The sequence below is a fragment of the Amycolatopsis pithecellobii genome (assembly GCF_009707865.1).
GTDB classification, from domain to species: domain Bacteria; phylum Actinomycetota; class Actinomycetes; order Mycobacteriales; family Pseudonocardiaceae; genus Amycolatopsis_E; species Amycolatopsis_E pithecellobii.
Window position 1 is genome coordinate 53,681 of the sequence record NZ_WMBA01000002.1, and the last position, 26,159, is coordinate 79,839.

Genomic DNA, 26,159 nt, shown 5'->3' on the forward strand with positions numbered 1-26,159 from the left:
GCCACGCGACTGTCGGGTATCGATCGCCCGCAAGTTCCCCGGTAGGTGCCTATGTCCGAACGGGCGGTACACGTCGCGGTGCAGCTGCGGCAGGTCACCGTCGACGCCGGGGACAGAGAGGTTTCCCTGTCGTATCCCGGGATCCTGCTGACCGGGTACGAGGACGGGGAGCAGGTCTGGGAGCGCTGGGTGCCCTTCGGTGAGGACCCGTCCGAGGAGGACGACGAGCGGCTGATCGAGGAGCTGCACCGGGCGTTGCTGTGGCGCCAGGGCCAGGCACCGCCGCCCTAGCACTCGTTGAGCGTCTCGGCGTAGTTCGGTGCGCAGCCGACCGCCTGCTGGAGCAGGACGTAGAGCTGCTCACGTTGGTCTTTGCCGAGGTTCGTGAGCACCTCGTCCTCGACCGCCGCCAGTTCCGACTCGGCCTTCTCGAGCGTCAAGCGGCCGATTTCGGTGAGTTCCACGACGTGCCGACGCCGGTCCTGCGCGGCCCGCCGGCGCTCGATCAGGCCCCTTCCCTCCAGCTCGTTGAGCAGGCCGACGACATTCGTTCCGTCCATCTCCAGCGTGGTCGCAAGCGCTTGCTGGGTGGTGCCACCGGACTCGCGCAGCACGGAGAGCGCGATGAGATGCCGTGGACGCAGGCCGATCGGGCCGAGCAGGGTCTCCGAACGCACCCTGATGGCGCGCGAGACCCGGGACAGCAGCGACCCCACACGGGGCGGCGGCTGGTTGAGGGCCGGCGACGAGGTCATGGCCACAGTCTACCCATCGGCCATGGCATACGTGCTATTAATGGTTTGTCCTACACAAATCATATTCGAAGGGGAAGTTAGATGGCACACCTGCTGCACATCGACTCGAGCATCCAGAGCAAGGACACGTCCGTGACCCGCCAGCTCACCGCCAGGGCGGCGGAGGCGTGGCATGCGGCTCATCCCGGCGGCACGGTGACCTACCGCGACCTGGCGGCCGAGGCGCTGCCGCATCTCGACGCGGCCGGCTTCCTCGCGCGCGCCGTCCCGCCGGCCGAGCACACACCGGAGCAGGCGGCCGCTTGGGCGCTCAGCACGGAGCTGGTCAACGAGGTCAAGCAGGCGGACACCGTCCTACTCGGGCTGCCGGTGTACAACTACGCCTCGCCGAGCAGCGTGAAGGCCTGGGTGGACCATCTGGTGATCCCGGGGGTGACCTTCGACATCGCGACCCAGGCCGGGCTGCTGGGCGGGCGCCAGTTCGTGGTGCTCGCCGCGCGCGGTGGCGGATACGGTGAGGGCACCCCACGGCACGGCTGGGACCACTCCGAGGCGTGGCTGCCGCACGGGGTGTCGATGATCGGGCTGGAGCCACGGTTCATCACCGCCGAGCTCACCATGACCGCGACGAACCCCGCGATGGCCGAACTGCGGCCGCTGGCGGAGCAGAGCCGCGCGGCGGCCGAGCGCGAGATCGACGACCTGTGGGCGCCGGCGCTCGCTTGAGTGTGGGCGGTCCTTACAAACCCCGAACAAAGCGGCCACTTTCCTCGAATGCTCGTCCTCCATAGTCAACGCGCAGTACCGACGAAGGAGGAGAAATGCACACCAGCGTTCGGACGGTGATCGTGGGGGGCAGCGTGCTGGCCGCGCTCGCCATCGGCGTCCCCGCCGCGTCAGCCCAGACCACGGCTCCGCCGCCGCCCAGCTACGGCCAGGTGACGTTGAGTCCCGAGGAATCCCAGCAGTTGTGCGCGGATCGGTTGCCGCGGTTGATCGACCGGAAGAACAAGCTGATCGCGCGGATCAACGGTGACGCCAACACGAAGGGTTCCGTCGCGTGGCTGCGGGCCCGCGCGGACAAGCAGCGAGCCGCCGGGCACGCGAAAATCGCGGATCAGCTCACGCAGCGCGCGGACCGGCGCGCCGGACGGGTTGATGACTTGAAGTCCATCGAGGACAGGCTCACGAAGTTCAAGGATTCCCATTGCGTAGCCAAATGAGAGGCGTCGCGATCGGGTTGGTGCTGGTCGCGCTGACACTCGGCTGCGCGGGCTGCCGTGATAATGCGACGCCGAGTTCACCGCGGCCGCAGGACGAACTGAGCCAGATCCAGACTACGCTGGACGCGATCGATTCGGAGGTGGCGGGCGACGGCTCGCCGTGAGCCCGGGAGAGCCCATGACCGCACCCGGCCGTGGTCTCGTGCTGGTCGTCGAGGACGAGGCGGCGATCGCCGAACTCATCGCGCTCTACCTGCGACGCGACGGATTCGGTGTGCACGTGGAGTCCAATGGGGACGCCGCGCTGGCCGCCGTGCGGCGGCTGCGGCCGGTCGCCATGGTGCTCGACATTGGACTGTCCGGTATGGACGGTGTGGAGGTCTGCCGGACCATGCGTGCGGCCGGTGACTGGACACCCGTGTTGTTCGTGACGGCGCGTGACGACGAGGTCGACCGGTTACTCGGGCTGGAACTCGGCGCGGACGACTACGTGACGAAACCGTTCAGCCCGCGGGAACTCGCCGCGCGGGTCCGGACGGTGCTGCGCCGCGGCGCAGCCCCACCGGCGGAAGTGCTGACGGCGGGGGAGGTTCGGCTGGACGTCACGCGGCGGCGGGCCTGGGCCGGGGACCGGGAGGTCACGCTGACTTCGACCGAGTTCGACCTGCTCGCGCAGTTGTTGCGGCAACCGGGCCGGGTGTTCGAACGCGGCCAGTTGCTCAGTTCCGTCTGGGGCTACTCGGCGTCGGCCGGCACGCGAACCGTGGACGTGCATATCGCGCAGCTGCGGGCGAAACTCGGCGAGGACAGTCCGATTAGGACAGTTCGGGGCGTCGGGTACGCGGCGGACGGTGTGTGATGCGCCGTTCTCTGGCCTTCCGGATCACCGTGGTGTGTCTCGCGGTCGCGGGGATCGCGGTGCTGGTGGCCGGTCTGGTCGCGGCGGGTCTGGTGCGGCGGACCGGGACGGACGTGTTGCGCAGTTCCCTTGCGGCACAGGCGGATGTGGTCGCGAGCCAGGTGGACGAGGCCGTTCTCGGCTCACGGCTCGGGCTCGGAAAGGCCGTCGATGTCCTTCGGGGGCAAGGGATTCTGGTGGTGACGGCACGGCCGCGTGCGGTGACGGGTGATCCGCTCGCGGTCCGGGCCGCCACCGAGGCCGGTCTGCAGGGAATCGCCGCGGACCGGTCGATCTCGGCAACGCGGACGGTGGCGGGACAGGAGTACCTCGTCGAGGCGCGCGGAGTCGCTGCGGGGGCGGGGTTCGCGCTCGTGGAACCGGTCCGGATGGCCGTGTCCACGCAGCGCGCGGTGGTGCGCAACATCTTGTTCGCGCTCGGCGCGGGATTGCTCGTCGCGGCCGTCGCGGGACTTGGCCTCGGCCGCTTGCTGGCGCGGCCATTGCGCCGGACCGCGGATGTCGCGACGACGATGCGGCAGGGGCGGCGTGATCTTCGGGCACCCGTGCAGGGACCGGCCGAAGTCGCGGAGGTGGCGACGGCGGTCAATGAGCTTTCCTCGGCGCTGCAACAAAGTGAGTCGCGGCAACGGGAATTCCTGCTGTCGGTTTCCCATGAGCTGCGGACGCCGTTGACCGCGGTGCACGGTTTCGCGGAGTCGGTGGCGGACGGCGTTGTGACGGGGGAGGATGCGCGGCGGGCGGGCCAGACGATCCAGCGGGAGTCGCAGCGTTTGGAGCGTTTGGTGAGCGACTTGCTTGACCTGGCCCGGCTTGGCGCGGATGAGTTCCAGCTGGATCTCGCGGAGGTCGACCTGACCGACACGGTGGCCCGGTGCGCGGACGTGTGGCGCGTGCGGTGCGAGCGGGCGGGGGTGGTGTTCCGGCTGGAGACCCCGCCGCATCCGGTGTTCGCGATCGTCGACGCCCGGCGCTTGCGGCAGGTACTGGACGGCCTGGCGGAAAACGCGCTGCGGGTGGCGCCGACGCTGACGTTGTCGTTGACGGACACCGGGATACTGCAGGTGCGCGACGGCGGGCCGGGTCTGGCACCGGAGGACTACGCGATGGCCTTCGAACGCGGCGCCCTCAACGCCAAATACCGCGGCCGCCGCCCAGTCGGTTCGGGCATCGGGCTGGCACTGGCCCACGGGCTGGTGAACCGCATGGGTGGCACGATCTCAGCGGGCCCAGCCCCGGAAGGCGGCGCGGCGTTCACGATCACGCTGCCACTGTCGCGGTCATCCGCCTACGCTTGACCGCGTGAGCGCACGGTTCAGCGGCCGGGGCGTTCTGCCTCTGGGGCCGCGGTTGACTCATTCCCCTTCGAGGTCGCCTTCCGTCTGGAGGTAGACCTCGCGTAGCCGGTCCAGCAGGTCCGGGTCCGGCTCGGCCCACAGGCCGCGGTCCGCGGCTTCCGTGAGGCGTTCGATGATGCCGCGGAGCGCCCAGGGGTTCGACTTCGTCAGAAAGTCCTGGTTCTGCTTGTCCAGAACGTACGACTCGGACAGTTTCTCGTACATCCAGTCGTCCACCACACCGGCCGTCGCGTCGAAACCGAACAGGTAGTCGACTGTCGCGGCGAGTTCGAAGGCGCCTTTGTAGCCGTGCTTGCGCATCGCGGCCAGCCAGCGTGGATTCACCACCCTGGCACGGAAAACCCGCGCTGTCTCCTCATGCAGCGAACGCGTGCGCACCAGGTCCGGGCTCGTCGAGTCGCCGATGTAGGAAGCCGGTGCCTCGCCGGTCAACGCGCGGGTGAACGCGATCATGCCGCCGTGGTACTGGAAATAGTCGTCGGAATCGGCGATGTCGTGCTCGCGGGTGTCGGTGTTCTTGGCGGCGACAACGATCCGGCGGTACGAGCTTTCCATGTCCTCGCGGGCCGGTTTCCCATCCAGCTCCCGGCCGTACGCGTAACCACCCCACGTCGCGTACACCTCGGCCAGGTCGGCGTCGTCACGCCAGTTGCCGGAGTCCATCAGCGGCAGCAGGCCCGCGCCGTAGGCGCCCGGCTTCGAACCGAAAATCCTCGTGGTGGCGCGACGTTCGTCACCATGACTGTCCAGATCGGACAGATAGTGGGCGCGGACGTAGTTCTCCTCGGGAGACTCGTCCAAGGCCGCGACGAGCCGCACGGCATCGTCGAGAAGGTCGGTCACGTGCGGAAACGCGTCGCGGAAGAAGCCCGAAATCCGCACCGTCACGTCGATCCGCGGGCGGCCGAGCTCGGCGAGCGGGACCGCCTCCAAGCCGGTGACCCGCCGGGACGCCTCGTCCCAGCTGGGCTGAACCCCAAGCAGTGCAAGCACTTCCGCGGCGTCATCGCCGGACGTGCGCATCGCCGAGGTGCCCCACACCGAAAGCCCGACCGACCGTGGCCAGTCCCCGGTGTCCTCCCGGTACCGTTTCACCAGCGAATCCGCCAGTGCCTGGCCGGTTTCCCACGCCAGCCGGCTCGGGATGGCCTTCGGGTCCACGGTGTAGAAGTTGCGGCCCGTCGGCAGGACGTTCACCAAGCCCCGCAAGGGAGAACCGCTCGGCCCGGCCGGAATGTACCCGCCGTCCAAGGCATGCAGCACCGCGTCGAGCTCGCCCGCCGTGCCCGCGAGCCGCGGCACGATCTCCGTCGCGGCGAACCGCAACACCGAGGCCACCGGCTCCTCGGCGGTGATCGCGTCCACCGACCAGTTCGCGGCCTCCAGCTCTTCCACGAGGGCGCGTGCGGTCTGCTCGACAGAGTCCACATCGGACAGTGGGGCGTCGTCCTTGAGACCCAGCGCGGATCGCAGACCCGGGACCGCACCTGCCTTGCCACCCCACATCTGCTGCGCGCGCAGCATCGCCAGTACCAGGTTCACCCTGGCTTCCCCGGTCGGCGCTTCGCCCAGGATGTGCAGGCCGTCGCGGATCTGCGCGTCCTTCACCTCACACAGCCAGCCGTCGATGTGCAGCAGGAAGTCGTCGAACTCCACGTCATGCGGCCGTTCCGACACACCGAGATCGTGATCGAGCTTCGCCGCCTGGATCAGCGTCCAGATCTGTGCGCGGATCGCGGGCAGTTTCGCCGGGTCCATCGCCGCGATGTTCGCGTGCTCGTCGAGCAACTGTTCCAGCCGCGCGAGGTCACCGTAACTCTCGGCGCGCGCCATCGGCGGGATGAGGTGGTCCACGATCGTCGCGTGTGCACGGCGCTTGGCCTGTGCGCCCTCACCGGGATCGTTGATCAGGAACGGGTAGATCAACGGCAGATTACCGAGCACGGCGTCCGGCGCGCACGACGCCGACAGGCCTGCCGTCTTACCCGGCAGCCATTCCAGTGAGCCGTGCTTTCCCAAGTGGACGATCGCGTGTGCGCCGAATTCTTCTTCCAGCCAGCGGTACGCCGCAAGATAATGGTGGCTCGGCGGCAGATCCGGGTTGTGGTAGATCGCCACCGGGTTCTCGCCGAACCCGCGCGGCGGCTGAATCATCAGCACGACGTTGCCGGCCTGCAGTGACGCCAGCACGATGTCCCCGTTGTCCACATAAAGCTCACCGGGCGGCGGGCCCCAGTGCTGTTCCATCTCCGCACGCAAGTCCTCGGGCAGTGCGGCGAACCACTCGCGATACCGCTCGGCCGGGACGCGGATCGGGTTACCGGCCAGCTGTTCCTCGGTCAGCCACTCGGGATCCTGGCCACCGGCGGCGATGAGCGCGTGGATCAGCTCGTCCCCGTTGCCGGACTCGACACCGGGGAACGGCTCGGCGCCGAGGTCGTAACCCCCGGAAATCATGCGGCGCAACAACTTCACCGCCGACGCCGGCGTGTCGAGGCCGACCGCGTTGCCCACCCGCGAATGTTTGGTGGGATAGGCGGACAGCATCAGCGCGACGCGGCGCTGGGGCGGTGGCGTATGCCGCAACCGCGCGTGTGCCAGCGCTATCCGGGCCACCCGGGACGCACGCTCGGCGTCGGGCGTATAACGCGGCAGGCCGTCCTCGTCGAGTTCCTTGAAGGAGAAGGGAACCGTGATGATCCGGCCGTCGAACTCCGGCACCGCCATCTGGTTCCCGGCGTCCAAAGGCGACAGTCCCTCATCGCTCGCCGCCCAGGTTTCACGGTCACTGGTGAGGCAGAGCGCCTGCAGGATCGGGATGTCGAGCGCGGCCAGCTCTGCGACGTCCCACGCTTCGTCGTCACCACCGGCACCGACCGCGGAGGGCCTGGTGCCACCCGCGGCGAGCACGGTGACCAGCAACGCGTCGGCCTTGCCCAGCTCCGCCATCATTTCCGGCTCGCGCGTACGCAGGGACGCGCAGTGGATCGGCAAGGCCTGGCCACCGGCGTCCTCGACCGCGCTCGCCAGTGCCTCGACGAACGCGGTGTTGCCTGACAAGTGATGGGCGCGGTAATAGAGGATCGCGACGACCGGCCCCTCGGTGCGGCGCGGCTTCCGGTCCAGCACACCCCACATCGGCTGCGGTGCGGGCGGTTCGAACCCGTCACCGGTCAGCAGCAGCGTGTCGGACAGGAACCGGTGGAGCTGGGTGAGGTTCTCCGGGCCGCCCTGCGCCAGATACCTGTGCGCCTCGGTCGCGATACCGGCGGGCACCGTGGACAGCTCCATCAGCTCCGCGTCCGGCGCCTGCTCGCCGCCCAGCACCACGACATGCGCACCGCTGGCGCGTACCGCGTCCAAGCCCTCCTGCCACGTACGCGCCGACCCGAGAATGCGCACCACGACGATCCGCACGCCATCCAGCAACGCGGGCAATTCGCCGAGGTCGAGCCGGGCGGGGTTTGCCAGCCGGTAGCCAGCCGCGCACGCACGCGCACTCAGCAGGTCTGTGTCCGAAGTGGACAGCAACAGGATCACGCGGGGCCTCCCTGGTTCTCGCCTTCTCACTCTCCGGGGGCGGACGGCTCCGCGTCAAGCGGATCGCTCGCCGGGCCGAGGGAACCGCTGAGTGGAGTACTGTGCCGTTCGTTACCAATCCGACCACAGTCACGGCTATCCGGCTTGTGTGGCAAGGGTTACCTGCTGCTCGGGGTCTGCCTACTTTTGATCGGATTAGTAAATCACCTCCAGGCCCGCCGCTCGACCTGGTGTGCCCCGTTCACGACTGTCAGCTGGTCCAGGAGTTACCGTTGGACCATGTCCGTCCGAGTCCGGCCCGATGCGTGCCCCGGTGTGTTCGCGACGCACGACGCTGCGGACGGGGCGCTGGCCAGGGTCCGGCTGCCCGGCGGCCGGGTGTCCGCGGCCCAGCTGGAGGTGCTCGCGGGCTGCGCGGACGAGCTCGGTGACGGTTCGGTGCACTTGACCTCGCGCGGGAATGTCCAGTTGCGCGGGCTTGCCCCGGACACGGGGGAGCTGGTGGGCCGGCTGGCCGACGCCGGCCTGCTGCCCGCGCCTTCGCACGAGCGGGTGCGCAACTTCCTCGCGTCGCCGCTGAGCGGGCTCGCGGGAGGTGCGGTGGACGTGCGGCCGCTGGTCGCCGAGCTGGACGCGGCCGTGTGCGCGGAGCCGGCGCTGGCCGGGCTGCCGGGGCGGTTCCTGTTCGCGCTCGACGACGGTCGTGGTGATGTCGCTGCCGAGGACGCCGACCTGTGCTGGCAGGCGCTCGACGCGCGGACCGGGGTGGTCTTGCGTGCGGGGCAGCCCGGTCCGGCGGTTCCGCTCGGTGAAGCCGTCGCGGTGCTGGTGCGGGAAGCGTTGCGGTTCCTCGATATCCGGGGCAGTGCGTGGCGGATGCGGGAACTGCCAGGCTTTTCCGGCTCGCCCGGCCGCCCGCGGCCGGTGTCGCCCGGTGCCTTCGCACGGGATGACGGCGGACAGGGGATATGCGTGGCACCGTTGTTCGGTGAATTGACCGCCTCGCAGGTGAGGTCGTTCGGTGGTGACGTGGTGGTGACGCCGTGGCGCAGCGTTGTGGTGCCGCAGTTCCGGGCGGACCTGCTGGAGCTGTCGAGCGACACCATGGTGAGCGCCTGCATCGGCCGGCCGGGCTGCGCCAAGTCACGCGCGGACGTGCGGGCCGACGCGCGGCGGGTGTCGGCGCGGGCGCACTTCTCCGGCTGTGAACGGCGGTGCGGTAAGCCGCGTGACGCGGTGGACGTGGTGGCCGCCGACGGGGGTTACCTGGTCGACGGCGCGGTGGTGCCGGTCGACGCGCTGGTGGATGTGTTGGCACAGAAGGGAAACCGGTGATCGACTACTTGAAGGACGGGCCGGAGATCTACCGTCGCTCGTTCGCCACGATCCGCGACGAGGCCGATGTCGCGATCCTGCCGGAGGACCTCGAACCCGTTGCGGTGCGCATGATCCACTCGTGTGGCATGGTCGATCTGGTCGACGATCTGGCCTACTCGCTGGAGGTGGTCGAGTCGGCGCGCGACGCGTTGCGGGCGGGCGCGCCCGTGTTGTGCGATGCGCACATGATCGCCAGCGGTATCACGCGTCGCCGGTTGCCTGCGGACAATGAGATCGTGTGCACCCTTTCCGAACCGCAGGTGCCCGCGCTCGCCGAACGCATGGGCACGACCCGTTCGGCGGCGGCGCTCGAACTGTGGCGGGACCGGCTGGCAGGTTCCGTTGTCGCGATCGGCAATGCGCCCACCGCGTTGTTCCGGTTGCTGGAAATGCTCGACGAGGGCGCCGGGGTACCGGCCGCGATCATCGGGGTGCCGGTCGGGTTCGTCGGTGCCGCTGAGTCCAAAGTGGAATTGGCGAAGCGGGCTCCGGCGCCGTACCTTGTGGTGCACGGGCGGCGAGGCGGCAGCGCGATGGCCGTCGCCGCGGTGAACGCGCTCGCGAGCGAGGCCGAATGACCGGCAAACTCTGGGGCGTCGGCCTCGGTCCCGGTGACCCGGAACTGCTGACGGTCAAGGCGGCGCGGCTGATCAGCGATGCGCAGGTGATCGCCTACCACAGTGCACGGCACGGCCGGAGCATCGCGCGTTCGGTCGCCGAGCCCTACCTTCGTGAGGGGCAGATCGAGGAGCGACTGGTCTATCCGGTGACCACTGAGACCACCGATCATCCCGGCGGTTACGAAGGTGCGATCGCGGAATTCTATGAGCTGAGCGCGAAACGGCTGGCCGAGCATCTCGATGCCGGGCGTGACGTGGTGGTCCTGTGCGAGGGTGACCCGTTCTTCTACGGCTCGTACATGTATATGCATGAACGGCTTTGTGACCGTTACGATGCGGAAGCGGTGCCCGGCGTGACTTCGGTCAGCGCGGCTGCGGCCGTGCTGGGGCGTCCGCTCGTGCAACGGGACGAGGTGCTCACGGTGTTGCCGGGCACACTGCCGGCGCCGGAACTGGCGCGGCGCCTCGCCGACACGGAGGCGGCGGCGGTGCTGAAATTGGGGCGCACGTTCGGTTCCGTGCGCGAGGCGCTCGCGGAGTCCGGCCGGCTCGATGACGCATACTATGTCGAGCGCGCAACCTGGCAGGCGCAGCGGGTCGAGCCGTTCGCGGAAGTCGATCCGGAGTCCGTGCCGTACTTCTCGCTCGCACTCGTGCCCAGTCCTGCTTACGCGGCAAGGAAAACCGGCATCGTCGAGGCGGGCGAACCGGTCGCCGCAGGTGAGGTCGTGGTTGTCGGGCTGGGCCCGGCGGGTCCACAATGGCTGACGCCCGAAGCCGCGGAAGCGTTGGAGGCGGCGGATCATCTGGTGGGCTACGGTCCTTATCTGGCGAAGGTGCCCCAACGGGCCGGGCAGCAGCGGCACGCTTCAGGCAACCGCGTCGAAGCCGATCGAGCCCAGGAAGCGCTTTCTCTAGCCAGGTCCGGTGCGCGGGTGGCCGTTGTTTCCTCGGGCGATCCCGGGGTTTTCGCGATGGCGTCGGCAGTGCTGGAACAGGCCGCACTGCAGGAGGGCGACGTCAAGGTGCGCGTGCTGCCCGGCGTCACGGCCGCACAGGCGGCGGCGTCCAAGGTCGGCGCCCCGTTGGGGCACGATTATTGTGTACTGTCGCTTTCGGACCGCTTGAAACCCTGGGAAATCATCGAAAAACGCCTCGACGCGGCGGGCATGGCAGACTTGGTGATCGCGATCTACAACCCGGCTTCCCGCACCCGCACGACACAATTGGCGCAGGCACAGGAAATCCTGTTGCGCCACCGCGCACCGGCCACCCCCGTCGCCGTGGCGCGCGACGTCGGCGGCCCGGAGGAGTCGGTGCGGATCACCACCCTAGGTGAACTGGATCCGTCCACAGTAGACATGCGCTGCCTGCTGATCATCGGCTCCAGCCGCACCAGGGTCACCAACGGTCAGATGTGGACGCCAAGAACATACTGAGCCAGCACAACGGCAGCCCCCGCGCCACCCACAAAACCACCGCCTGGCAACAAAAGCCGCCGAGGGACCCACCGCCCACTTACGAGGGCGCCCCGCGCCCGGTCATCCAGGCGCTGAAAAAGACCAGAGCATCGCGCGGAGCGCGACCCAAAAAGACTGCCTCGCCGGCGGGCTGGCTCCGGGATGACTGGCCCAACGGGACGTCACCTTGGCTGGGTGGGGGCTTTTTTAGCGGGTTTGGGTTGATCCGTTTGGTTGTTGTGGGCCTGGGCCTGGTGACCACCAGCCCCACACGGTTTTCTCGCCGTGCTCGACATGGGGGGAGGTGCCCTCGGTGTACGGCTCGATCTGCATCAGCTGGCCCCATGACTGCCCGGGGTCGCCCTGCAAGTAGCTCGGCACCTCGGGTTCGCTCGCGACCTCTTCGAGCCAGCCGTTCGGCCCGCCGCCGACATTGTTCGCCCAGTCTGCCTCCGACGCGAGTGAACCCGCGGTGAGCCGGTATTGCGGCAGTTCCGAGATCCCATCGTGCGACACAACCGGGTTCATGCACGGATATACGAACGCCGAAGGCCAGTCCATGTAAACCGGCGCGTTGCCGACCCGTTGGGTGAGTGTGGTGAACGTCGGGACACGCGGTGCGCTGACGGCGACCCAACCTTCCGAGGTGACGTCGTCGTCCTTCGCGACCACGCGCACCAGTGTGATGTCCGGTGGCAGGTCACCGATCTCGACCCGCTTGTCGGCCCATTTGCCGGTGACCGTCGGGTCGCTGCCCGAGGTCGTACCCGCGCCGGGGGCGAGCACCTGGTCGGACTTGACGATTTTGACGCCTTGCGGGGTCTGCGTCCCGAACTCGAGCCAGACTCCCTCAGCCTTGCCGGACTTCGCCGCAATCGCCACCGCGACCTGCGAGTTCACTCGGTTGTCCGGCAGCTGGTACCAGTCGGTGCGCAGGCGCCCGGTCCGCTCGTCCGAGCCGTAGCTGCTCCACATCGGCACGGTGCTTGTGGTGAAGCCGTGGGGCGGGCCGCCGAGTGGGTCGTCGCCCGTTTCGGCCGTGGAATGGAAACCGGCCTGAGTCGTGCCGTTGTCCTCATCGGCAGGCGGGAGTTGCGGCGCGGTCTGCGGCTTCTCCGCGGGCACGGTCGGCACCTGCACCGGCTTGAGCACACTGGAAACCGGGTCCCGCTCGACCATCACATGGTCCGACAGATTGCAGCTCGTAGTGAAGACATGCGCGACATTCGCCGCGCCGAGGCTGTAGCTGTGCCACTGTTTCTGAATCGCCTTGCCCATGCTGGCGAACTCGAACGCCACGACCACGCCACAGACCACGACGAGCGAGATCGACCCGAGTTTCAGCGCGCGCAGCCGCCGTTCCGGCGTCGGTGGTGGCAGCAGGCCCGGCCGTTGCGCCTTGACGTTCTCCACGAACGCGATCACCGCCGCGACGGCCGCGGCGAGCAGTAGCACGGTCGACAGGTGGTAACCGTGGATGGACGGCGCCTTGTCGAACCACGGCACCCCGATGCCCGACACGAACCAGTACGCGTTCGGCCCCGTCGCCGCGAGTGCGGCCACCACCAGCAGGCCGGCGGTGAACGCGGCCCGGTTGCGTTTCGACCGCAGCACCGTCGAACTCGTCGCAAGTGCGGTCAGCGCGGCCATCGCCGAGCCGACCGCGGCGAACGCACCGAAGTGGTGGGTCCACTTGGTCGGGGTCAGCGCCAGCAACAGGAAGAACAACGCCGTGGTGCCGATGAGCCGACGGGCAGGGCCGAGCGCGGCACCCTGGATGCGGCCACGGCGCAGCAGCACGACCAGGCAGGCGCCGGTGCACAACATCAGCAGCAGCACCGGGAACCGGCGCGTCATCGAGCCGTCGGCGCTGTCGGCGAACAGCAGCTCGTACCGGGAAAGTTCGTTGTACCAAGGCTCGTTCGGACCGACGATGCCGCGCAACCGGGTCGCTTCCATGACCGTCGCGAACGTCTGGTCGGCGAACACCACGACGAGCACGATGAACCCGGCGGCGGCGATCGGCGCGAGCACCGGCGCCCAGCCCGCTTCCCGCGCCCGGGAGCGCAGCATCTGGAACAACGGGCGCGAGGCCACCAGGAACGGCGCCACCGCGATCAGCGCGGTCGGGGTGGCGGCGAGCGCGAACGCGGCGGCCAGCAGACCGAGACACAACGGCAGCAGGCGCCGCGTGACGAGGGTGCGTTCGACAGCGCACAGCGCGAGCAGCGAACCCAGCGCGGCCCACGGTTCCGGGCGCACCCCGTTGTTGAACGGCAGCCACCACACGAGGAACACCATCGCCGCGGCCCAGCTCGCCGCCGGGCTCTGCCGGACCTGATTTCCCAGGCGTGGCATGACTTCCCGGGTGATCAGCAGCCAGCAGATGACGCCGATGAGGAACGACGGCAAGCGGATCCACGGCGGCACCGTGGACACCGTGGACATCAGCTCGTAGATGTGGTCGTTCCAGCCGAATGGTGCCTCGGCGACGCCGAACCAGCGGTGGTAGTTGGTCAGGTAGCCGACCTGCGAGGCGACCCTGGCCATCGTCAGGATGTAGCCGTCGTCCGACGTCACCGGCCCGATGAACACCCACGCGCCGAGCACGCCGAAGACCGTGAAGTCACGTTTCGTAAGTTTCCACCAGCCGAGCGGCGCCCACCGGGGCGCACGACGGGCACCGCCGCGGTCGATCCGGTTGACCGCGAACAGACAACCGATCAGCGACAGCACGCCGAACACACCGAGCCCGACCTTCAGCCCGGTCGGCGAGGACTGGTATCGGTTGTCCGGCGTGATCGTCACGCGCAGCCCCGTGACCGGGTCGGACGCGGAGGTCAGGTCGGTGTAGATCCCGACGACCCGGGGCCGCACATCACCGCTCGCGTCAAAGACCGCGGTGCCGCCGACCGTGAGCGTGGTGCGCGTGGCGGTGGAGGAGTAGTGGACATCGCAGCCGGTCGCGGGCAGCGGCTGGTTGGCGACCTGCTGGCCGCGGTTGAACGCCGTCAGCACCCCGTTCTCGACCCGCAGGAACACGCCGGCGCCGTTCCCGGTGCGCGCGCCCGGCACGGTGGAGAACAGCAACGCGCCGCCGGGTAGCCGCGAGTTGACGGCCTGGATCGTCGCGCACGGCAGGTCGACCTGCATGTCCTGCGCCCAGTAGCCGGTGAGCGGGGCGTTCACCGGGCGCGTGTCGCTGCCGACCGGCCAGGTGATCTGCGCGGTGTCCTGTACCACTGGCATCAGCGGGTAGGCGATGGCGCAGGCCGCGGAGAACACACCGAGCACGACGGCCAGCCATCGCCACAGCAAGGTGCCGGGCACGCTGGAGGTTGTGGTGTCCGGGCGTGGCTGCTCCGGATCGGTCACCTCGTCGGAGGTGACGGTCGGCGTCCTACTGGCCATCCACATTGAACGAACGTATCGCCCTACTGAGTCGAGGTTTCGTCGGGTTCTGTCGCGCACGAATTATGCACGCCGGGCTGATCGCCGAAGCGTTCGAGATGGGTTGCGGCCGCCAGCGGGCGGCGCCGGCGCCAGCCGTGGCGTTCCAGATCGGGCGTTTCGTGCAGCCTGCTGACCGGCCCGACGCACAGCCACGCAATGGGCCGGATGCCGTCGGGAATGCCGATGAGCTGGGAAAGGAATTCCTCACGGTAGAAGCTCACCCAGCCCACCCCGATGTTTTCGGCGGTCGCGGCGAGCCACAGGTTCTCGATGGCCAGACACACCGAGTACAGCCCGGCGTCACCGATCGCATGCCTGCCCAGTACGTGCGGTGCGCCGCGCGCCGGGTCGTAGGTGACGACGATGCCGAGACTGGATTCGAGGATGCCTTCGATCTTGATCCGGTCGAACGTGGCATTCCGTTCGGGGGAGAGCGTTCCGGCGAAAACGGACCGCTCGGCGAGCACATGCTCGCGGAACGCTTTGCGCGTTTCGGTGCTGGACACAAGCACGAAATCCCATGGCTGGGTGAGTCCGACACTGGGCGCCGCGTGCGCCGCGGTCAGGATCCGGTCGAGTACGTCTCCGGGAATCGGTTCGCCGGTGAATTCCGCGCGAACATCCCGGCGCCGCGTGACGAGTTCGTAAAAGGCCTGTGTCATCTCGCCAGCCTCGCTGAAACCCAGTCCGCGGCGGCCGTGACGTCTTCGACAATTTCGGTGACCGGCCGGGCCGGGCGCCGCACGACCACGACCGGGATGCCGCGCATCCGTGCGGCGACCAGTTTCGCGGCGGTCATGGTACCCCCGCTGTCCTTCGTGACAAGCACGTCGATGCAGTGTTCGTCCAGCAACCGGAGTTCGCCGGGCACGTCGTACGGGCCGCGGTCGAGCAGGATTTCGATTTTCGGCGGCAGGGGCGGTTCCGGCGGGTCCACACAGCGGGCGAGGAACCACTGGCCGGTACACCCCGCGAACGCGCTCAGCCCCTGGCGACCGCTCGTCAGGAAGATCCGCTCACCCAGCTGCGTGGCTTTGGTCGCGGCCTCTTCGAGACTGCCGACCCAGTGCCAGTCGTCGCCTTCGCCGGCCGTCCAGCCCCGGCGTGCCAAGCGCAGCAACGGAATTCGGGCCACGGCGGCCCCGTGCACGGCGGAGTTACCGATTCGTTGTGCGAACGGATGTGTGGCATCGACGACAACGCCGACCCGGTTTTCCGTGAGATAACGGGCAAATCCGTCCGGTCCGCCGAAGCCGCCGACGCGGACTTCGCCGACCGGCAGCCGGGGGTTCGCGACACGGCCTGCCAGCGACGAGACCACGTGGACGCCGCGTTCAGTGAGTTCGGCCGCGAGCGCGCGGGCCTCCGCGGTGCCGCCGAGGACGAGAACGGTCTGCACAGGAGCCATACTCCCTGTTCATGCGGTACGGGTGGACGACGGGGGCGTGTGCGACCGCGGCGACGACGGCCGCGTACACCGCGCTGCTCACCGGCGAGTTCCCCGATCCCGTCGAGGTATGGCTGCCGAAGGACCGCCGGCCGGCGTTCGCACTGGCGACCGAGCGGCTCTCGGCGGGGTCGGCGACCGCCGGGGTGATCAAGGACGCGGGCGACGACCCCGACGTCACCCATGGCGCGCTGATCCTCGCCACGGTTTCGCCTGGCGAGCCGGGCAGCGGCGTGACTTTCCGGGCGGGCGAAGGGGTCGGCACGGTCACGCGGCCCGGATTGCCGCTGGCCGTGGGCGAACCTGCGATCAACCCGATGCCGCGCCGGTTCATCGCCGAGGCGGTCGCGCGCGTCGCGGCCTCGCATGGCGGGACCGGTGACGTCGTGGTGGAGATCGCGATCCCCGACGGCGAGGAGATCGCGCGGCAAACCTGGAACCCGCGGCTCGGCATCGTCGGCGGCCTGTCGATCCTGGGCACGACGGGGGTGGTGGTGCCGTACTCATGTTCGGCGTGGATCGACAGCATCCGGCGAGGCGTGGACGTGGCGAGGGCGATGGGCTACACCCACGTCGCGGGCGCGACCGGCAGCACGTCGGAGCGGGTGGCCGCGGAGCTGCACGGGCTTCCCGAGGGCGCGTTGCTGGACATGGGGGATTTCGCGGGTGCGGTGCTCAAGTACCTGCGGCGGCATCCGGTGCCCCGGCTGACGCTGGCCGGCGGGTTCGCGAAGTTCTCCAAGCTCGCCGCCGGGCACCTCGATCTGCATTCCAAGCGTTCCCAGGTGGATCTGCGGCTGCTGGCGTCGCTCGCACCGCCGATCGGCGAGCAGATCCTGGCCGCGAACACGGCCTTGCACGCGCTGGAACTGGCGCAGGCGGCCGAGCTACCGCTGGGGGACCTGGTGGCGGCGAAGGCGCTGGCCACAGCGGCCGACGTGCTCGGCCCGGCGCCGGTGGAAGTGGACGTCTTGGTCATCGACCGCGCAGGCACGATTGTCGGACGGGCGCCGGGGTAACCCTTGGTGATGATGTCGTCACGGATGCCGAGTGGGTGCGTCTCACCACCGGCCATTCCACGAGGTCGGGGAGTACACGATGAACATCGAACCCGGATCCGATCCGCTGGCGGTGCTGCGCCGCCTGCACACCCAGCTGCGTCTGCTCACCCCGGCAGTCACTCTCGCGCCGGACACACCCGAGGTCACCACGATGCTCGCCGGACTGGCCGAAACCGCGGCCGCGGCCACCACTCTGCTGTCCGCCGTCGAGCCCGGCACGCTGACGGTGCTGCGTCGCGCGTTCGCCTGCGCCAGGGCGCACCAGCACAACGAGACCGCCTCGGAACTGGTCACCGCCCACGGCCGCATCTCGGCCCTCCTACGCGGCGAGCCGCACTAAACCGGGACGATCGTGACCGCGCTTTCCAGGCCTTTGAAGTCGTCGGCGTTGCGGGTGTAGAGCGGCAGGTCCAGTGAGGACGCGATCGCCGCGATCTGGAGGTCCAGCCGCCGGGGGCGGGGGCGGGGACTGCGTCCGGCTTCGACGGTGAGGGCGACGAGGCTTCCGTACCGGGAGGCCGCCAGATCGTCGAACGGCAGCGCGGTGAACTCGGTCAGCGCCGCACCCAGTTGCTCCATGCGCGCCGCCCGGACGGCGTTATCCCTGGCGAGCGTGACGCCTTGATGCAGCTCGGCGAACGTGATCGCGGTGAGCTCGGGTTCCCGCGGCAAGTCCGCCGGGTCCAGCTCGTGGAGATCGAGATACGTGCACGTGTCGAGCACGCCGGATCGCGGCCGCTCAGCCACGGCGACTCCACGGATCATCGTCACCGATCCGGTCTTCGGAACCGAAGAACGCGTCCGCGTCCGCACGCATCGCCATCCCATCCACATGCGGCAGCCGACGATGGCGTTCCACCAGCTCTTCCGCGGTCAGCCGGCGCTTGCGCGTGATCGGCCGCAACTCGGCCACCTCCACTCCGTTGCGCGTGATGTAGTAGATCTCCCCCCTGATCACACCGTCCATCACAGCCGCCGAGTTGTTCCGGAATTCCCGCTGGCTGATCACCTGGGTCATGAAATCAGTGTAGTCCAGCGTAGCACGCGGGACTACGTTGCGCGCGGGGTTTTCGCCGACCGGTCCCGTGCGGCCGAATAGAGAAAACTGTCCGGAAAACTGCCCGCGGACAGCACCCGGCCGACGAAGATGACCGCCGCGCTGGTGATTCCCGCCGCGCGGACCTGCGGTGCGATATCGCCGAGTGCGCCGCGCAGGATCCGTTCCTCCGGCTGGCTCGCGCGGGCGACGACCGCGACCGGGCAGTCCGGCCCGTAGTGCGGCACCAGTTGCTCGACCACCTGCTCGATCCGGTTGATCGCCAGGTGCACGGCCAGCGTCGTGCCCGTCGCGGCGAAAGCGGCAAGGGTTTCGCCGGGCGGCATTGCGGTCGAGCGTGCCTGGACACGGGTGACGACCAGGCTCTGCCCCACGGTCGGCACGGTCAGTTCCCGGCCCAGTACCGCGGCCGCCGCGGCGAACGCGGGCACGCCCGGCACCACCGAATACGGCACGCCCGCCGCGTCGAGCCGCCGCATCTGCTCGGCCACCGCGCTGTAGATCGACGGGTCGCCCGAGCAAAGCCGCGCCACGTCGTGACCGGCCTCGTGCGCCGCCACGAGTTCGCCGGTGATCTCCTCCAGTGACAGCTCGGCCGTGTCGACGCGCCGAGCGCCCGGCGGGCAGTGTGCCAGCAGGTCAGGTGGAGTGAGACTGCCCGGATACAGGCATACCGGGCAACGCATGAGCAGGTCACGGCCCCGCACGGTGATGAGATCGGCGGCGCCAGGGCCGGCGCCGATGAAGTACACGGTCATTTCCGGATGCTCCATTGGGTCACGGTGCGGGCGGGGGTCCAGCCGGTGAAGCCGCCGAGCGGTGCGGCGTGTTCGACGGCGATCCGGGTCAGTTCGCCGCCGCGGTCGCGGTAGGCGGCGGCGAGTACTTGTTCCGATTCGAGGGTCACGGCATGCGCGACAAGCCACCCGCCGGGAGTGAGCGCGTCGAAACACCGGCGCCACACGGACAACGCGCCGCCGAGGAACACCGCGTCGGGCGCTGGCAGCCCGTCGAGCGCGTCCGGGGCGGCGCCGGTGACGACCCGAAGATCAGGCACCCCAAGGCTTTCCGCGTTGCGACCGATCCGCGCCGCGCGTCCGGCGTCACGCTCGATCGCGATCGCGCGGTTCGCCGGATGCGCCCGCGACCATTCGATCGCGACGCTCCCCGCGCCGGCCCCGACGTCCCACAGCAGCCGGCCGGGTAACGGCGCGAGCCGGGCGAGGGCGAGCGCACGCAGGTCTCGCTTGGTCAGCTGGCCGTCGTGCTCGAAGGCGTCATCGGGCAGGCCGGTCAACGGCAGCCCGGGACCACCGGCGCATTCGATCGCGACCAGGTTCAGCGGCCCGATCTCCGCCGACCAGGTCCCCGCTACCCCGTCGACGCGGCGTTCGTCCGGCGAGCCGAGCTCCTCGAAGACGCTCAGCGTGCTGTCGCCGAAGCCTTGTGCGGTAAGCAGTTCCGCGACCGCGGCCGGGCTCGACGCGTCGGAGCTGAGCACCAGCAGCCGCGCGCCCGGTGTCAGCACCCTGGCGACACGATGGACGTTCCGCCCGACGACGCTCACCACTTCGGTCTCCTCGAAGGACCAGCCGAGCCGCGCGCGGGCGAGCGTCACCGACGAGACCGTCGGCACGATCCGGACGTCGTCGAACTTTTTCACCAGTGTCGTGCCGATCCCGGACAACAGCGGGTCGCCGCTGGCGAGGACGCCGAACCGCTTCCCGGCGTGGTCGGCCAGCAGCTCGCCCAGCGCGGGCAGCAGTGGGCTCGGCCACGCCCGCTTCGGTTTGCCCAACGGCACCAGCGCCAGCTGCCGCGTGCTGCCGAACAGCACGTCACAGCTGGTCAGCTCCGCCCTGGCGGCTTCGGTCAACCCGGCCCAGCCGTCGGCGCCCACGCCCACAACGACAATCGTCACAATCGGCAACCGTATGCGATGATGCCGGGGACGGTCGTCGTGGAACCCGGTGCGAATCCGGGGCGGTCCCGCCACTGTGACCGGTCGTCCGCGGCCGGCAGCCAGAGCTTCGGCGCCCGTTACGCGTGTTTCCGTGCGCGTGCCCTGTTTTCCAGCGGGCGAGGACACCCGCGCGTGGCGAAGGAGTCTTCTTGAGGCCGTACCCGTTCACCGCTGTCGTCGGCATGCCGGACTTACGGTTGGCGCTGGTCCTTTCCGCGATTTCGCCCGCGATCGGCGGGGTGCTCGTGCGTGGGGAGAAGGGCACGGCGAAGTCCACGATGGTCCGTGCGCTCGCCGGCCTGCTGCCCGAGGTGGAGGTCATCGAGGGCTGCCGTTTTTCCTGTGATCCCAACGCCGTCGACCCGGCCTGTCCCGACGGGCCGCACACCGGGCCCGCCGCCCGCAGGCCCGCGCGGCTGGTCGAACTGCCGGTGGGTGCGGCCGAGGACAGGGTGGTCGGCTCGCTGAACCTCGAACGCGCGCTCGCCGAGGGGGTCACCGACTACCAGCCCGGCCTCCTCGCGGCGGCGCATCGCGGCCTGCTGTATGTCGACGAAGTCAACCTCCTGCATGACCATCTGGTCGACACGCTTCTCGACGCCGCGGCGATGGGTCGGGCGACCGTCGAGCGCGAGGGTGTCTCGGTTTCGCACGCGGCACGGTTCGTGTTGATCGGCACGATGAATCCGGAGGAAGGGGAGCTGCGGCCGCAGCTGCTCGACCGGTTCGGGCTCACCGTCGAGGTCGCCTCCAGTCGTGACCCGCAGCAACGCGCCGAAGTCATCCGCCGCAGGCTGGCGTATGAAGCCGATCCAGAGGCCTTCGCGTCCAAATACGACTCCGAGGACGCGGCGCTGGCGGCGGAAATCGAAGCAGCGCAACGGCTTCTGCCTTCCGTGGTGTTGACCGACGAGGCGTTGCGGCAGATCGCCGAGGTGTGTGCGTCCTTCGATGTAGACGGTATGCGCGCGGATATCGTCACCGCCCGCACGGCCGTCGCGCACGCCGCGTGGGCCGGGCGTGCCGAAGTGTCCACTGAGGACATTCGGGTCGCCGCGCGGCTGGCCTTGCCGCATCGCCGTCGCCGCAATCCGTTCGACGCGCCGGGAATCGACGAGGACCAGCTGGAGCAGGCCTTACAGGACGCCGAACCGCCGGAGCCGGACGACGACGGTCCTGGCTCGGGTGCGCCGGAACCGTCCGAAGAGGACTCGACCGCCGGCGATGGCGAACCGCAGGCTGCCGGGAGCGGTGCCGAACAGCGGACGGGTGCGGGGAAACCGTTCCAGGCGCGCGTTTTCCGGGTCGCCGGGGTCGGCGAGGGCGAGCGTGGCCGCCGGTCGCGGGCGGTGACCGACTCGGGCCGGACGGTCGGTGTGCAGCCACCGAGTGTGGGCGAGGGCAAGCCGCATCTCGTCGCGACGATCCGTGCCGCGGCGCCGCATCAAGGCAAGCGTGGGCGGTCTGGGCCGGGCTTGGTGCTGCGCAAGGGAGATCTGCGGTACGCGCGGCGCGAAGGCAACGAGGGTAACCTCGTGCTGTTCTGTGTGGACGCATCCGGCTCGATGGGCGCGAAGGCGCGGATGCGTGAGGTCAAAGCGGCGGTGCTGTCGTTGTTGCTGGACGCTTACCAGCGGCGGGACAAGGTCGGGCTGGTCACGTTCCGGGCCGCCGCGGCGGAGCTGGCGTTGCCGCCGACGATCAGCGTGGAGGCCGCGGCCGCCCGCCTGGAAGCGCTTCCTACCGGCGGTCGCACCCCGCTCGCCGAAGGACTTCTGGAAGCGGCACGGGTGCTGCGGGTCGAACGGCTACGGGACCCGCGCCGACGCCCGTTGCTGGTGGTGGTGACCGACGGGCGGGCGACGAGCGGGCCGGATGCCGTGCGGCGCTCGCAGGCGGCGGCGGAACTGCTGACCGGGGTGACGTCCGTGGTGATGGATTGCGAGAGCGGGCGGATGCGGCTCGGCCTCGCCGCCGAACTGGCCGGCCACCTCGGCGGCGAACACGTCCCGCTGGGTGAGGTCGCCGCGGATTCCCTCGCCCGCGCGGTGAAATCCCGCCTCCGGCGGCCCCCGCGAGTCGAACGTTGGGAGCGCGCGAGTTGAGCGTTGGGTGTGCGCGAGTTGAGCGTTGGGTGTGTGCGAGTTGAGCGGTGCGTGCGGTGGGAAGGTACAACTCGCGCCTCGGGAACGCGCAACTCGCGCGGCGGGAAGGCTCAACTCGCGGGGCGGGAACGCTCAACTCGCGGGGATATAGGGAGGGCAGATTGATGCCGCAGGGAAAACCCGAGGTCGTCCCTGAGGACGGGCTCACTACGCGCCAGCGGCGTAACCGGCCGATCTTCGCTGTCCACACCGGACCGATGAAGGGCAAATCCACCGCGGCCTTCGGGATGGCGTTGCGGGCGTGGAACCAGGGCTGGTCCATCGGGGTGTTCCAGTTTGTCAAGTCCGCGAAATGGCGGGTCGGGGAGGAAAGCGCCTTCCGCGCGCTGGGCGAACTGCACGAGCGAACCGGGCAGGGCGGACCCGTCGAGTGGCACAAGATGGGCGAGGGCTGGAGCTGGTCACGCAAGGCCGGTACCGAAGAGGATCACGCCGCGAACGCGCGTGAGGGCTGGGCGGAGATCAAGCGCCGCCTCGCCGCGGAAACGCACGACTTCTACGTCCTCGACGAGTTCACTTACCCGCTGAAATGGGGCTGGATCGACGTTTCCGACGTGGTGTCTGCTATCCGTGACCGGCCGGGGCGTCAGCACGTGGTCATCACCGGCCGGGACGCGCCGCCCGCGCTCGTCGAGGCCGCTGATCTGGTCGTCGAGATGACCAAAATCAAGCACCCCATGGACGCCGGGCAAAAAGGCCAGCGGGGGATCGAATGGTAGCCCGTGTCGTCATCGCGGCCCCGGGGTCGGGGCACGGCAAGACGACGATCGCGGCCGGGCTGATGGCCGCACTTCGGGCACGCGGGCTCGACGTGTCCGGGCACAAGGTCGGGCCGGATTTCATCGATCCGAGCTATCACGCGCTGGCCACCGGCCGCCCGCCCCGGAACCTGGACCCCTTTCTGCAGAGCGAAGAACTGCTCGTGCCGCTGCTGCTGCACGGCGCCGCGGAGCTCGCGGTCATCGAGGGGGTCATGGGACTGTTCGACGGTGCGCTGGGCACGGAAGGTTTCGCCTCCACAGCGCATGTGGCCCGGCTGCTCGACGCGCCGGTGGTGCTCGTCGTCGACGCGAGCGCGGCCAGTCGCAGCGTCGCCGCGACCGTGCTGGGTTTCGCGCGCTACGACCCGCGTCTCGAACTGGCCGGGGTGATCCTCAACAAGCTCGGTTCACAGCGTCACGAGGACGAGATCCGCGCCGCGGTGGCACCAACCGGGATTCCCGTGCTGGGCGCGTTGCGGCGCAGCGAGGACATCCACGCGCCGAGCCGCCATCTCGGCCTGGTGCCCGCCGGTGAGCGGGCCGCGGAATCGCAGCGGCTGCTGCCGGAGCTGGCCTCCTGGGTCGCGGGCGGGGTGGACCTGGACGCCGTGGTGCGGGTCGCGCGGGACGCTTCCCGGTTGAGCGGAAAGCCTTGGGAGCCAACGGGTTCCTGGGATGGTCGGCGCAAGGTCATCGCCGCGGCGGCCGGGCAGGCCTTCACGTTCCGCTATACCGAGACCGCCGAGTTGCTGTCCGCGCACGGGATCGACGTGGTGGATGTGGACCCGTTGCGGGACAAGGAACTTCCCGACGGATGTGCCGGGTTGTACTTCGGCGGCGGGTTCCCGGAAGCGCATGCCGAAGGACTCTCGGCGAATGCGCCGTTGCGCGAGGAGATCGCCACCGCTGTCCACAAAGGAATGCCCGTGGTCGCCGAATGCGCCGGGCTGTTGTACTTGTGCCGCGAACTGGACGGGCAGCCGATGGTGGGCGTGCTGGACGCTCAAGCCCGGATGACGAAACGGGGCGCGCTCGGCTACCGGAAGGCATCCGTGCCGTCGACGCATCTGCTGGGCGGGGCCGGCATGAGCGTCACCGGGCATGAGTTCCACCGCACGGAAGTCCTTCCCCGGCAAGGAAAGACGCCCGCCTGGGAGTGGGACGGGCGCGCCGAGGGGTTCGCGACCCGGACCCTGCACGCGTCCTATCTGCATGTCCACTGGGCCGGGCATCCGGGGCTGGCCAAGAGTTTCGCGGACGCGGTGCACGCGTATGAGTGACTACGACCTCCACCATCACGGCGATCGCGAGGTCGGCGAAGGGCTCATCGATCTTGCGGTCAACGTCCGGTTGCCCGAACCGCCGGAGTGGTTACGCCGCGAACTCGCGGGGGCGCTCACGGAGCTGGCTGCCTATCCGGACCCCACGGCCGCGGTGGAGGCTCTTGCCGCCCGTCACCGGCGCAGCACCGCCGAGGTGCTCGTCACCGCCGGCGCCGCCGAAGCGTTCACGTTGCTGGCAACGGCTTTCCGTGACCGCGACGCCGTTGTCGTGCATCCGCAGTTCACCGAACCGGAAGCCGCGCTGCGAGCGGCCGGGAACCAGCCACGGCGGGTGATCCTCGAGCCGGACTACGCCCTCGACCCGGGCCTGATACCGGAGGACGCCGAGCTCGTTTTCGTCGGTAACCCCACGAATCCCACCTCCGTGCTCAATCCGGCCTCGACGCTCGAAGCGTTGCGGAAACCGGGCCGCATCGTGGTCGTCGACGAGGCGTTTCTCGACGCGGTGCCCGGCGAACCGGAATCTCTGGCCGGGAAAGCGCTTTCCGGCGTTGTCGTGATCCGCAGCCTCACCAAGACTTGGGGAATCGCCGGCCTGCGCGCCGGTTACCTACTCGCGGAGGCGGAGATCGTACGCCGGCTGCACGCGATCCAACCGCCGTGGTCTGTGTCCACATTGGCCGCTCGCGCCGTCGTCGCGTGTTGTCGCCCTGCCGCACTCGACGAGGCCGACAAGATCGCGGTCTCGGCCGAGCGCGATCGTGAGCGGCTCGTCGCTGGCCTGCGTGACCTCGGTTTGGCAGTGGCAGGCAGCCCGCGGGCGCCGTTCGTGCTGGTGAAAACCCCGCGGGGAACCAGAGAAAAACTGCGCGAGGCAGGATATGCCGTCCGCCGGGGTGATACCTTTCCGGGCTTGACCGATCAGCACGTCCGCATCGCCGTCCGCGACGAGGCCACGACAACGGGTTTTCTCCGTACGCTGGCACGGGTTCTCGGTCGGTCAGACTGAGGCGAGCAGCGCGGCGGCGGTCGCGACTTCGACGCACGCGCCGAGCACGTCACCGGTGATCCCGCCGAGCCGGCGCGTGCAGCGCCACAGCAGGAACGCGGCGGCCGCGTAGCCGGCGGTGACCGCGATGGGCCCGCGCCACCACGGCAGCCCCGGCGCCGCGGCGGAGGCTGCGGCGGCGAGCAGGAAGACCAATGCCGCCAACGAAATCGGCACGGATCCCGCGACGGTGGCACCGAGGCCTTCCGGTCGCGCCGAGGGCACACCCCGCGCGCAGCACAGCGAAAGCACGCACCGGCCGGTAAGCACGCCGATGACCGCGGTGACGGCGTCGCCGGCGGAGAGCGCTCCACATTGGACGATCAGGATCAGGACGAGCGTGGCCACCCCGGTCGGCCCGGAATCACCACGCCGCATGATTTCCAGCGCGCGGTCGCGGTCGTACGACGCGCCGAGCCCGTCGGCGGTGTCGGCGAGCCCGTCGAGGTGCAGGCCGCGGCTGGCGAGCGCGACCGCGCCGATGGCGAGCCCGGCCACGGCGAGTGCGGGCAGGCCAAGCGCATGCCCGCCGTACACGATCACCCCGGCGAGCGCGGCCAGCGGCACGGCCGCGATGGGCGCGAGCACCATCGCCCCGCGGGCCACCCGGCTGTCGATCTTCCGTGGCGGCGGCACCGGCAGCGCGGTCAACGTCCCGACCGCCATCCG

The 26,159-nt window shown here is 69.5% G+C and carries 25 protein-coding genes and 1 riboswitch; of the genes, 15 read left to right on the plus strand and 10 right to left on the minus strand.

Annotation, left to right across the window (positions count from 1 at the left end; translation table 11 throughout):
• Positions 1 to 51: 51 nt before the first annotated feature.
• On the plus strand, positions 52 to 291 hold the full coding sequence (locus tag GKO32_RS01675; RefSeq protein WP_154754950.1) for a hypothetical protein: 240 nt from the start codon (positions 52 to 54) through the stop codon (positions 289 to 291).
• Here the strand turns inward: GKO32_RS01675 and GKO32_RS01680 are convergent.
• Positions 288 to 755 (minus strand): MarR family winged helix-turn-helix transcriptional regulator, encoded by a 468-nt coding sequence (locus tag GKO32_RS01680; protein WP_154754951.1) that lies wholly within the window; start codon positions 753 to 755, stop codon positions 288 to 290. The two genes, GKO32_RS01675 and GKO32_RS01680, sit on opposite strands and share 4 nt — an antisense overlap.
• Positions 756 to 836: 81 nt before the next feature.
• Here GKO32_RS01680 and GKO32_RS01685 point away from each other — a divergent pair, with 81 nt between their 5' ends.
• The 5 genes from GKO32_RS01685 to GKO32_RS01700 all read left to right on the plus strand — a co-directional run bounded on the left by GKO32_RS01685 (position 837) and on the right by GKO32_RS01700 (position 4,195).
• Entirely contained in the window at positions 837 to 1,481 is a 645-nt protein-coding gene (locus GKO32_RS01685; RefSeq protein WP_154754952.1) for an FMN-dependent NADH-azoreductase, read from the plus strand.
• A gap of 95 nt (positions 1,482 to 1,576) precedes the next feature.
• On the plus strand, positions 1,577 to 1,978 hold the full coding sequence (locus GKO32_RS01690) for a hypothetical protein (RefSeq protein ID WP_154754953.1): 402 nt from the start codon (positions 1,577 to 1,579) through the stop codon (positions 1,976 to 1,978).
• Positions 1,975 to 2,142 (plus strand): hypothetical protein, encoded by a 168-nt coding sequence (locus tag GKO32_RS37850; protein ID WP_166459329.1) that lies wholly within the window; start codon positions 1,975 to 1,977, stop codon positions 2,140 to 2,142. The genes GKO32_RS01690 and GKO32_RS37850 overlap by 4 nt, the downstream gene beginning before the upstream one ends.
• Positions 2,143 to 2,156: 14 nt before the next feature.
• On the plus strand, positions 2,157 to 2,837 hold the full coding sequence (locus tag GKO32_RS01695) for a response regulator (protein WP_154754954.1): 681 nt from the start codon (positions 2,157 to 2,159) through the stop codon (positions 2,835 to 2,837).
• Positions 2,837 to 4,195, plus strand: a complete 1,359-nt coding sequence (locus GKO32_RS01700; protein ID WP_154754955.1) for a sensor histidine kinase — start codon at positions 2,837 to 2,839, stop codon at positions 4,193 to 4,195. The genes GKO32_RS01695 and GKO32_RS01700 overlap by 1 nt, the downstream gene beginning before the upstream one ends.
• Before the next feature lie 57 nt (positions 4,196 to 4,252).
• On the opposite strand, the gene cobN is transcribed toward GKO32_RS01700, so the two are convergent.
• Positions 4,253 to 7,795, minus strand: a complete 3,543-nt coding sequence (gene cobN, locus GKO32_RS01705) for a cobaltochelatase subunit CobN (RefSeq protein WP_312867403.1) — start codon at positions 7,793 to 7,795, stop codon at positions 4,253 to 4,255.
• Between the two features lie 279 nt (positions 7,796 to 8,074).
• Between cobN and GKO32_RS01710 the strand changes: the two genes are divergently transcribed.
• The 3 genes from GKO32_RS01710 to GKO32_RS01720 are packed head-to-tail and all read left to right on the plus strand — an operon-like array spanning position 8,075 to position 11,231.
• Positions 8,075 to 9,130 carry a ferredoxin-like domain-containing protein gene (locus GKO32_RS01710; RefSeq protein WP_154754956.1) on the plus strand — a complete coding sequence of 352 codons (1,056 nt, stop codon included), beginning with the start codon at positions 8,075 to 8,077 and terminating at the stop codon, positions 9,128 to 9,130.
• The gene (locus tag GKO32_RS01715; protein WP_312867404.1) at positions 9,127 to 9,750 is read left to right on the plus strand and encodes a precorrin-8X methylmutase; all 624 of its coding nucleotides are present in this window, start codon (positions 9,127 to 9,129) and stop codon (positions 9,748 to 9,750) included. The genes GKO32_RS01710 and GKO32_RS01715 overlap by 4 nt, the downstream gene beginning before the upstream one ends.
• Positions 9,747 to 11,231, plus strand: coding sequence for a precorrin-2 C(20)-methyltransferase (locus GKO32_RS01720; protein WP_154754957.1), 1,485 nt, complete (start codon positions 9,747 to 9,749; stop codon positions 11,229 to 11,231). The genes GKO32_RS01715 and GKO32_RS01720 overlap by 4 nt, the downstream gene beginning before the upstream one ends.
• 228 nt (positions 11,232 to 11,459) lie before the next feature.
• Here the strand turns inward: GKO32_RS01720 and GKO32_RS01725 are convergent, their stop codons facing one another.
• From GKO32_RS01725 to GKO32_RS01735, 3 genes are read right to left on the minus strand one after another with little or no spacing between them, the layout of a single operon-like run.
• On the minus strand, positions 11,460 to 14,669 hold the full coding sequence (locus GKO32_RS01725) for an arabinosyltransferase domain-containing protein (RefSeq protein WP_376765915.1): 3,210 nt from the start codon (positions 14,667 to 14,669) through the stop codon (positions 11,460 to 11,462).
• Between the two features lie 17 nt (positions 14,670 to 14,686).
• Positions 14,687 to 15,367 (minus strand): 5,6-dimethylbenzimidazole synthase, encoded by a 681-nt coding sequence (gene bluB / locus GKO32_RS01730; RefSeq protein WP_154754959.1) that lies wholly within the window; start codon positions 15,365 to 15,367, stop codon positions 14,687 to 14,689.
• Entirely contained in the window at positions 15,364 to 16,104 is a 741-nt protein-coding gene (locus GKO32_RS01735) for a cobalt-precorrin-6A reductase (RefSeq protein ID WP_376765916.1), read from the minus strand. Before GKO32_RS01735 ends, bluB begins: the two co-directional genes overlap by 4 nt.
• 20 nt (positions 16,105 to 16,124) lie before the next feature.
• Between GKO32_RS01735 and GKO32_RS01740 the strand changes: the two genes are divergently transcribed.
• On the plus strand, positions 16,125 to 17,171 hold the full coding sequence (locus tag GKO32_RS01740; RefSeq protein ID WP_154754961.1) for a cobalt-precorrin-5B (C(1))-methyltransferase: 1,047 nt from the start codon (positions 16,125 to 16,127) through the stop codon (positions 17,169 to 17,171).
• A 79-nt stretch (positions 17,172 to 17,250) separates the two neighbouring features.
• Positions 17,251 to 17,553, plus strand: coding sequence for a hypothetical protein (locus GKO32_RS01745; protein WP_154754962.1), 303 nt, complete (start codon positions 17,251 to 17,253; stop codon positions 17,551 to 17,553).
• Here GKO32_RS01745 and GKO32_RS01750 read toward each other — a convergent pair.
• From GKO32_RS01750 to cbiE, 4 genes are all read right to left on the minus strand, one after another.
• Positions 17,550 to 17,960: a PIN domain-containing protein gene (locus tag GKO32_RS01750; protein ID WP_312867405.1), complete on the minus strand. Its 411-nt coding sequence runs from the start codon at positions 17,958 to 17,960 to the stop codon at positions 17,550 to 17,552. The two genes, GKO32_RS01745 and GKO32_RS01750, sit on opposite strands and share 4 nt — an antisense overlap.
• The gene (locus GKO32_RS01755) at positions 17,953 to 18,231 is read right to left on the minus strand and encodes a type II toxin-antitoxin system Phd/YefM family antitoxin (RefSeq protein ID WP_154754963.1); all 279 of its coding nucleotides are present in this window, start codon (positions 18,229 to 18,231) and stop codon (positions 17,953 to 17,955) included. Before GKO32_RS01755 ends, GKO32_RS01750 begins: the two co-directional genes overlap by 8 nt.
• A gap of 32 nt (positions 18,232 to 18,263) precedes the next feature.
• Entirely contained in the window at positions 18,264 to 19,028 is a 765-nt protein-coding gene (gene cobM / locus GKO32_RS01760) for a precorrin-4 C(11)-methyltransferase (protein ID WP_154755101.1), read from the minus strand.
• Positions 19,025 to 20,191, minus strand: coding sequence for a precorrin-6y C5,15-methyltransferase (decarboxylating) subunit CbiE (gene cbiE, locus GKO32_RS01765; RefSeq protein WP_312867406.1), 1,167 nt, complete (start codon positions 20,189 to 20,191; stop codon positions 19,025 to 19,027). Before cbiE ends, cobM begins: the two co-directional genes overlap by 4 nt.
• Positions 20,178 to 20,381, plus strand: a riboswitch (cobalamin riboswitch). (Overlaps the previous gene by 14 nt.)
• Position 20,382: 1 nt before the next feature.
• On the opposite strand from cbiE, the gene GKO32_RS01770 reads away from it, so the two are divergent.
• The 4 genes from GKO32_RS01770 to cobC all read left to right on the plus strand — a co-directional run bounded on the left by GKO32_RS01770 (position 20,383) and on the right by cobC (position 25,451).
• Positions 20,383 to 22,338: a magnesium chelatase subunit D family protein gene (locus GKO32_RS01770; protein ID WP_154754965.1), complete on the plus strand. Its 1,956-nt coding sequence runs from the start codon at positions 20,383 to 20,385 to the stop codon at positions 22,336 to 22,338.
• Positions 22,339 to 22,502: 164 nt separating this feature from the next.
• The gene (gene cobO, locus GKO32_RS01775) at positions 22,503 to 23,117 is read left to right on the plus strand and encodes a cob(I)yrinic acid a,c-diamide adenosyltransferase (protein WP_154754966.1); all 615 of its coding nucleotides are present in this window, start codon (positions 22,503 to 22,505) and stop codon (positions 23,115 to 23,117) included.
• Complete coding sequence (locus GKO32_RS01780; RefSeq protein ID WP_154754967.1) at positions 23,111 to 24,439, plus strand: cobyrinic acid a,c-diamide synthase CobB; 1,329 nt, start codon at positions 23,111 to 23,113, stop codon at positions 24,437 to 24,439. Before cobO ends, GKO32_RS01780 begins: the two co-directional genes overlap by 7 nt.
• Positions 24,432 to 25,451 carry an Rv2231c family histidinol phosphate aminotransferase CobC gene (gene cobC, locus GKO32_RS01785; protein WP_154754968.1) on the plus strand — a complete coding sequence of 340 codons (1,020 nt, stop codon included), beginning with the start codon at positions 24,432 to 24,434 and terminating at the stop codon, positions 25,449 to 25,451. Before GKO32_RS01780 ends, cobC begins: the two co-directional genes overlap by 8 nt.
• On the opposite strand, the gene GKO32_RS01790 is transcribed toward cobC, so the two are convergent.
• Positions 25,443 to 26,156, minus strand: a complete 714-nt coding sequence (locus GKO32_RS01790; protein WP_154754969.1) for an adenosylcobinamide-GDP ribazoletransferase — start codon at positions 26,154 to 26,156, stop codon at positions 25,443 to 25,445. The two genes, cobC and GKO32_RS01790, sit on opposite strands and share 9 nt — an antisense overlap.
• Positions 26,157 to 26,159: the final 3 nt, after the last annotated feature.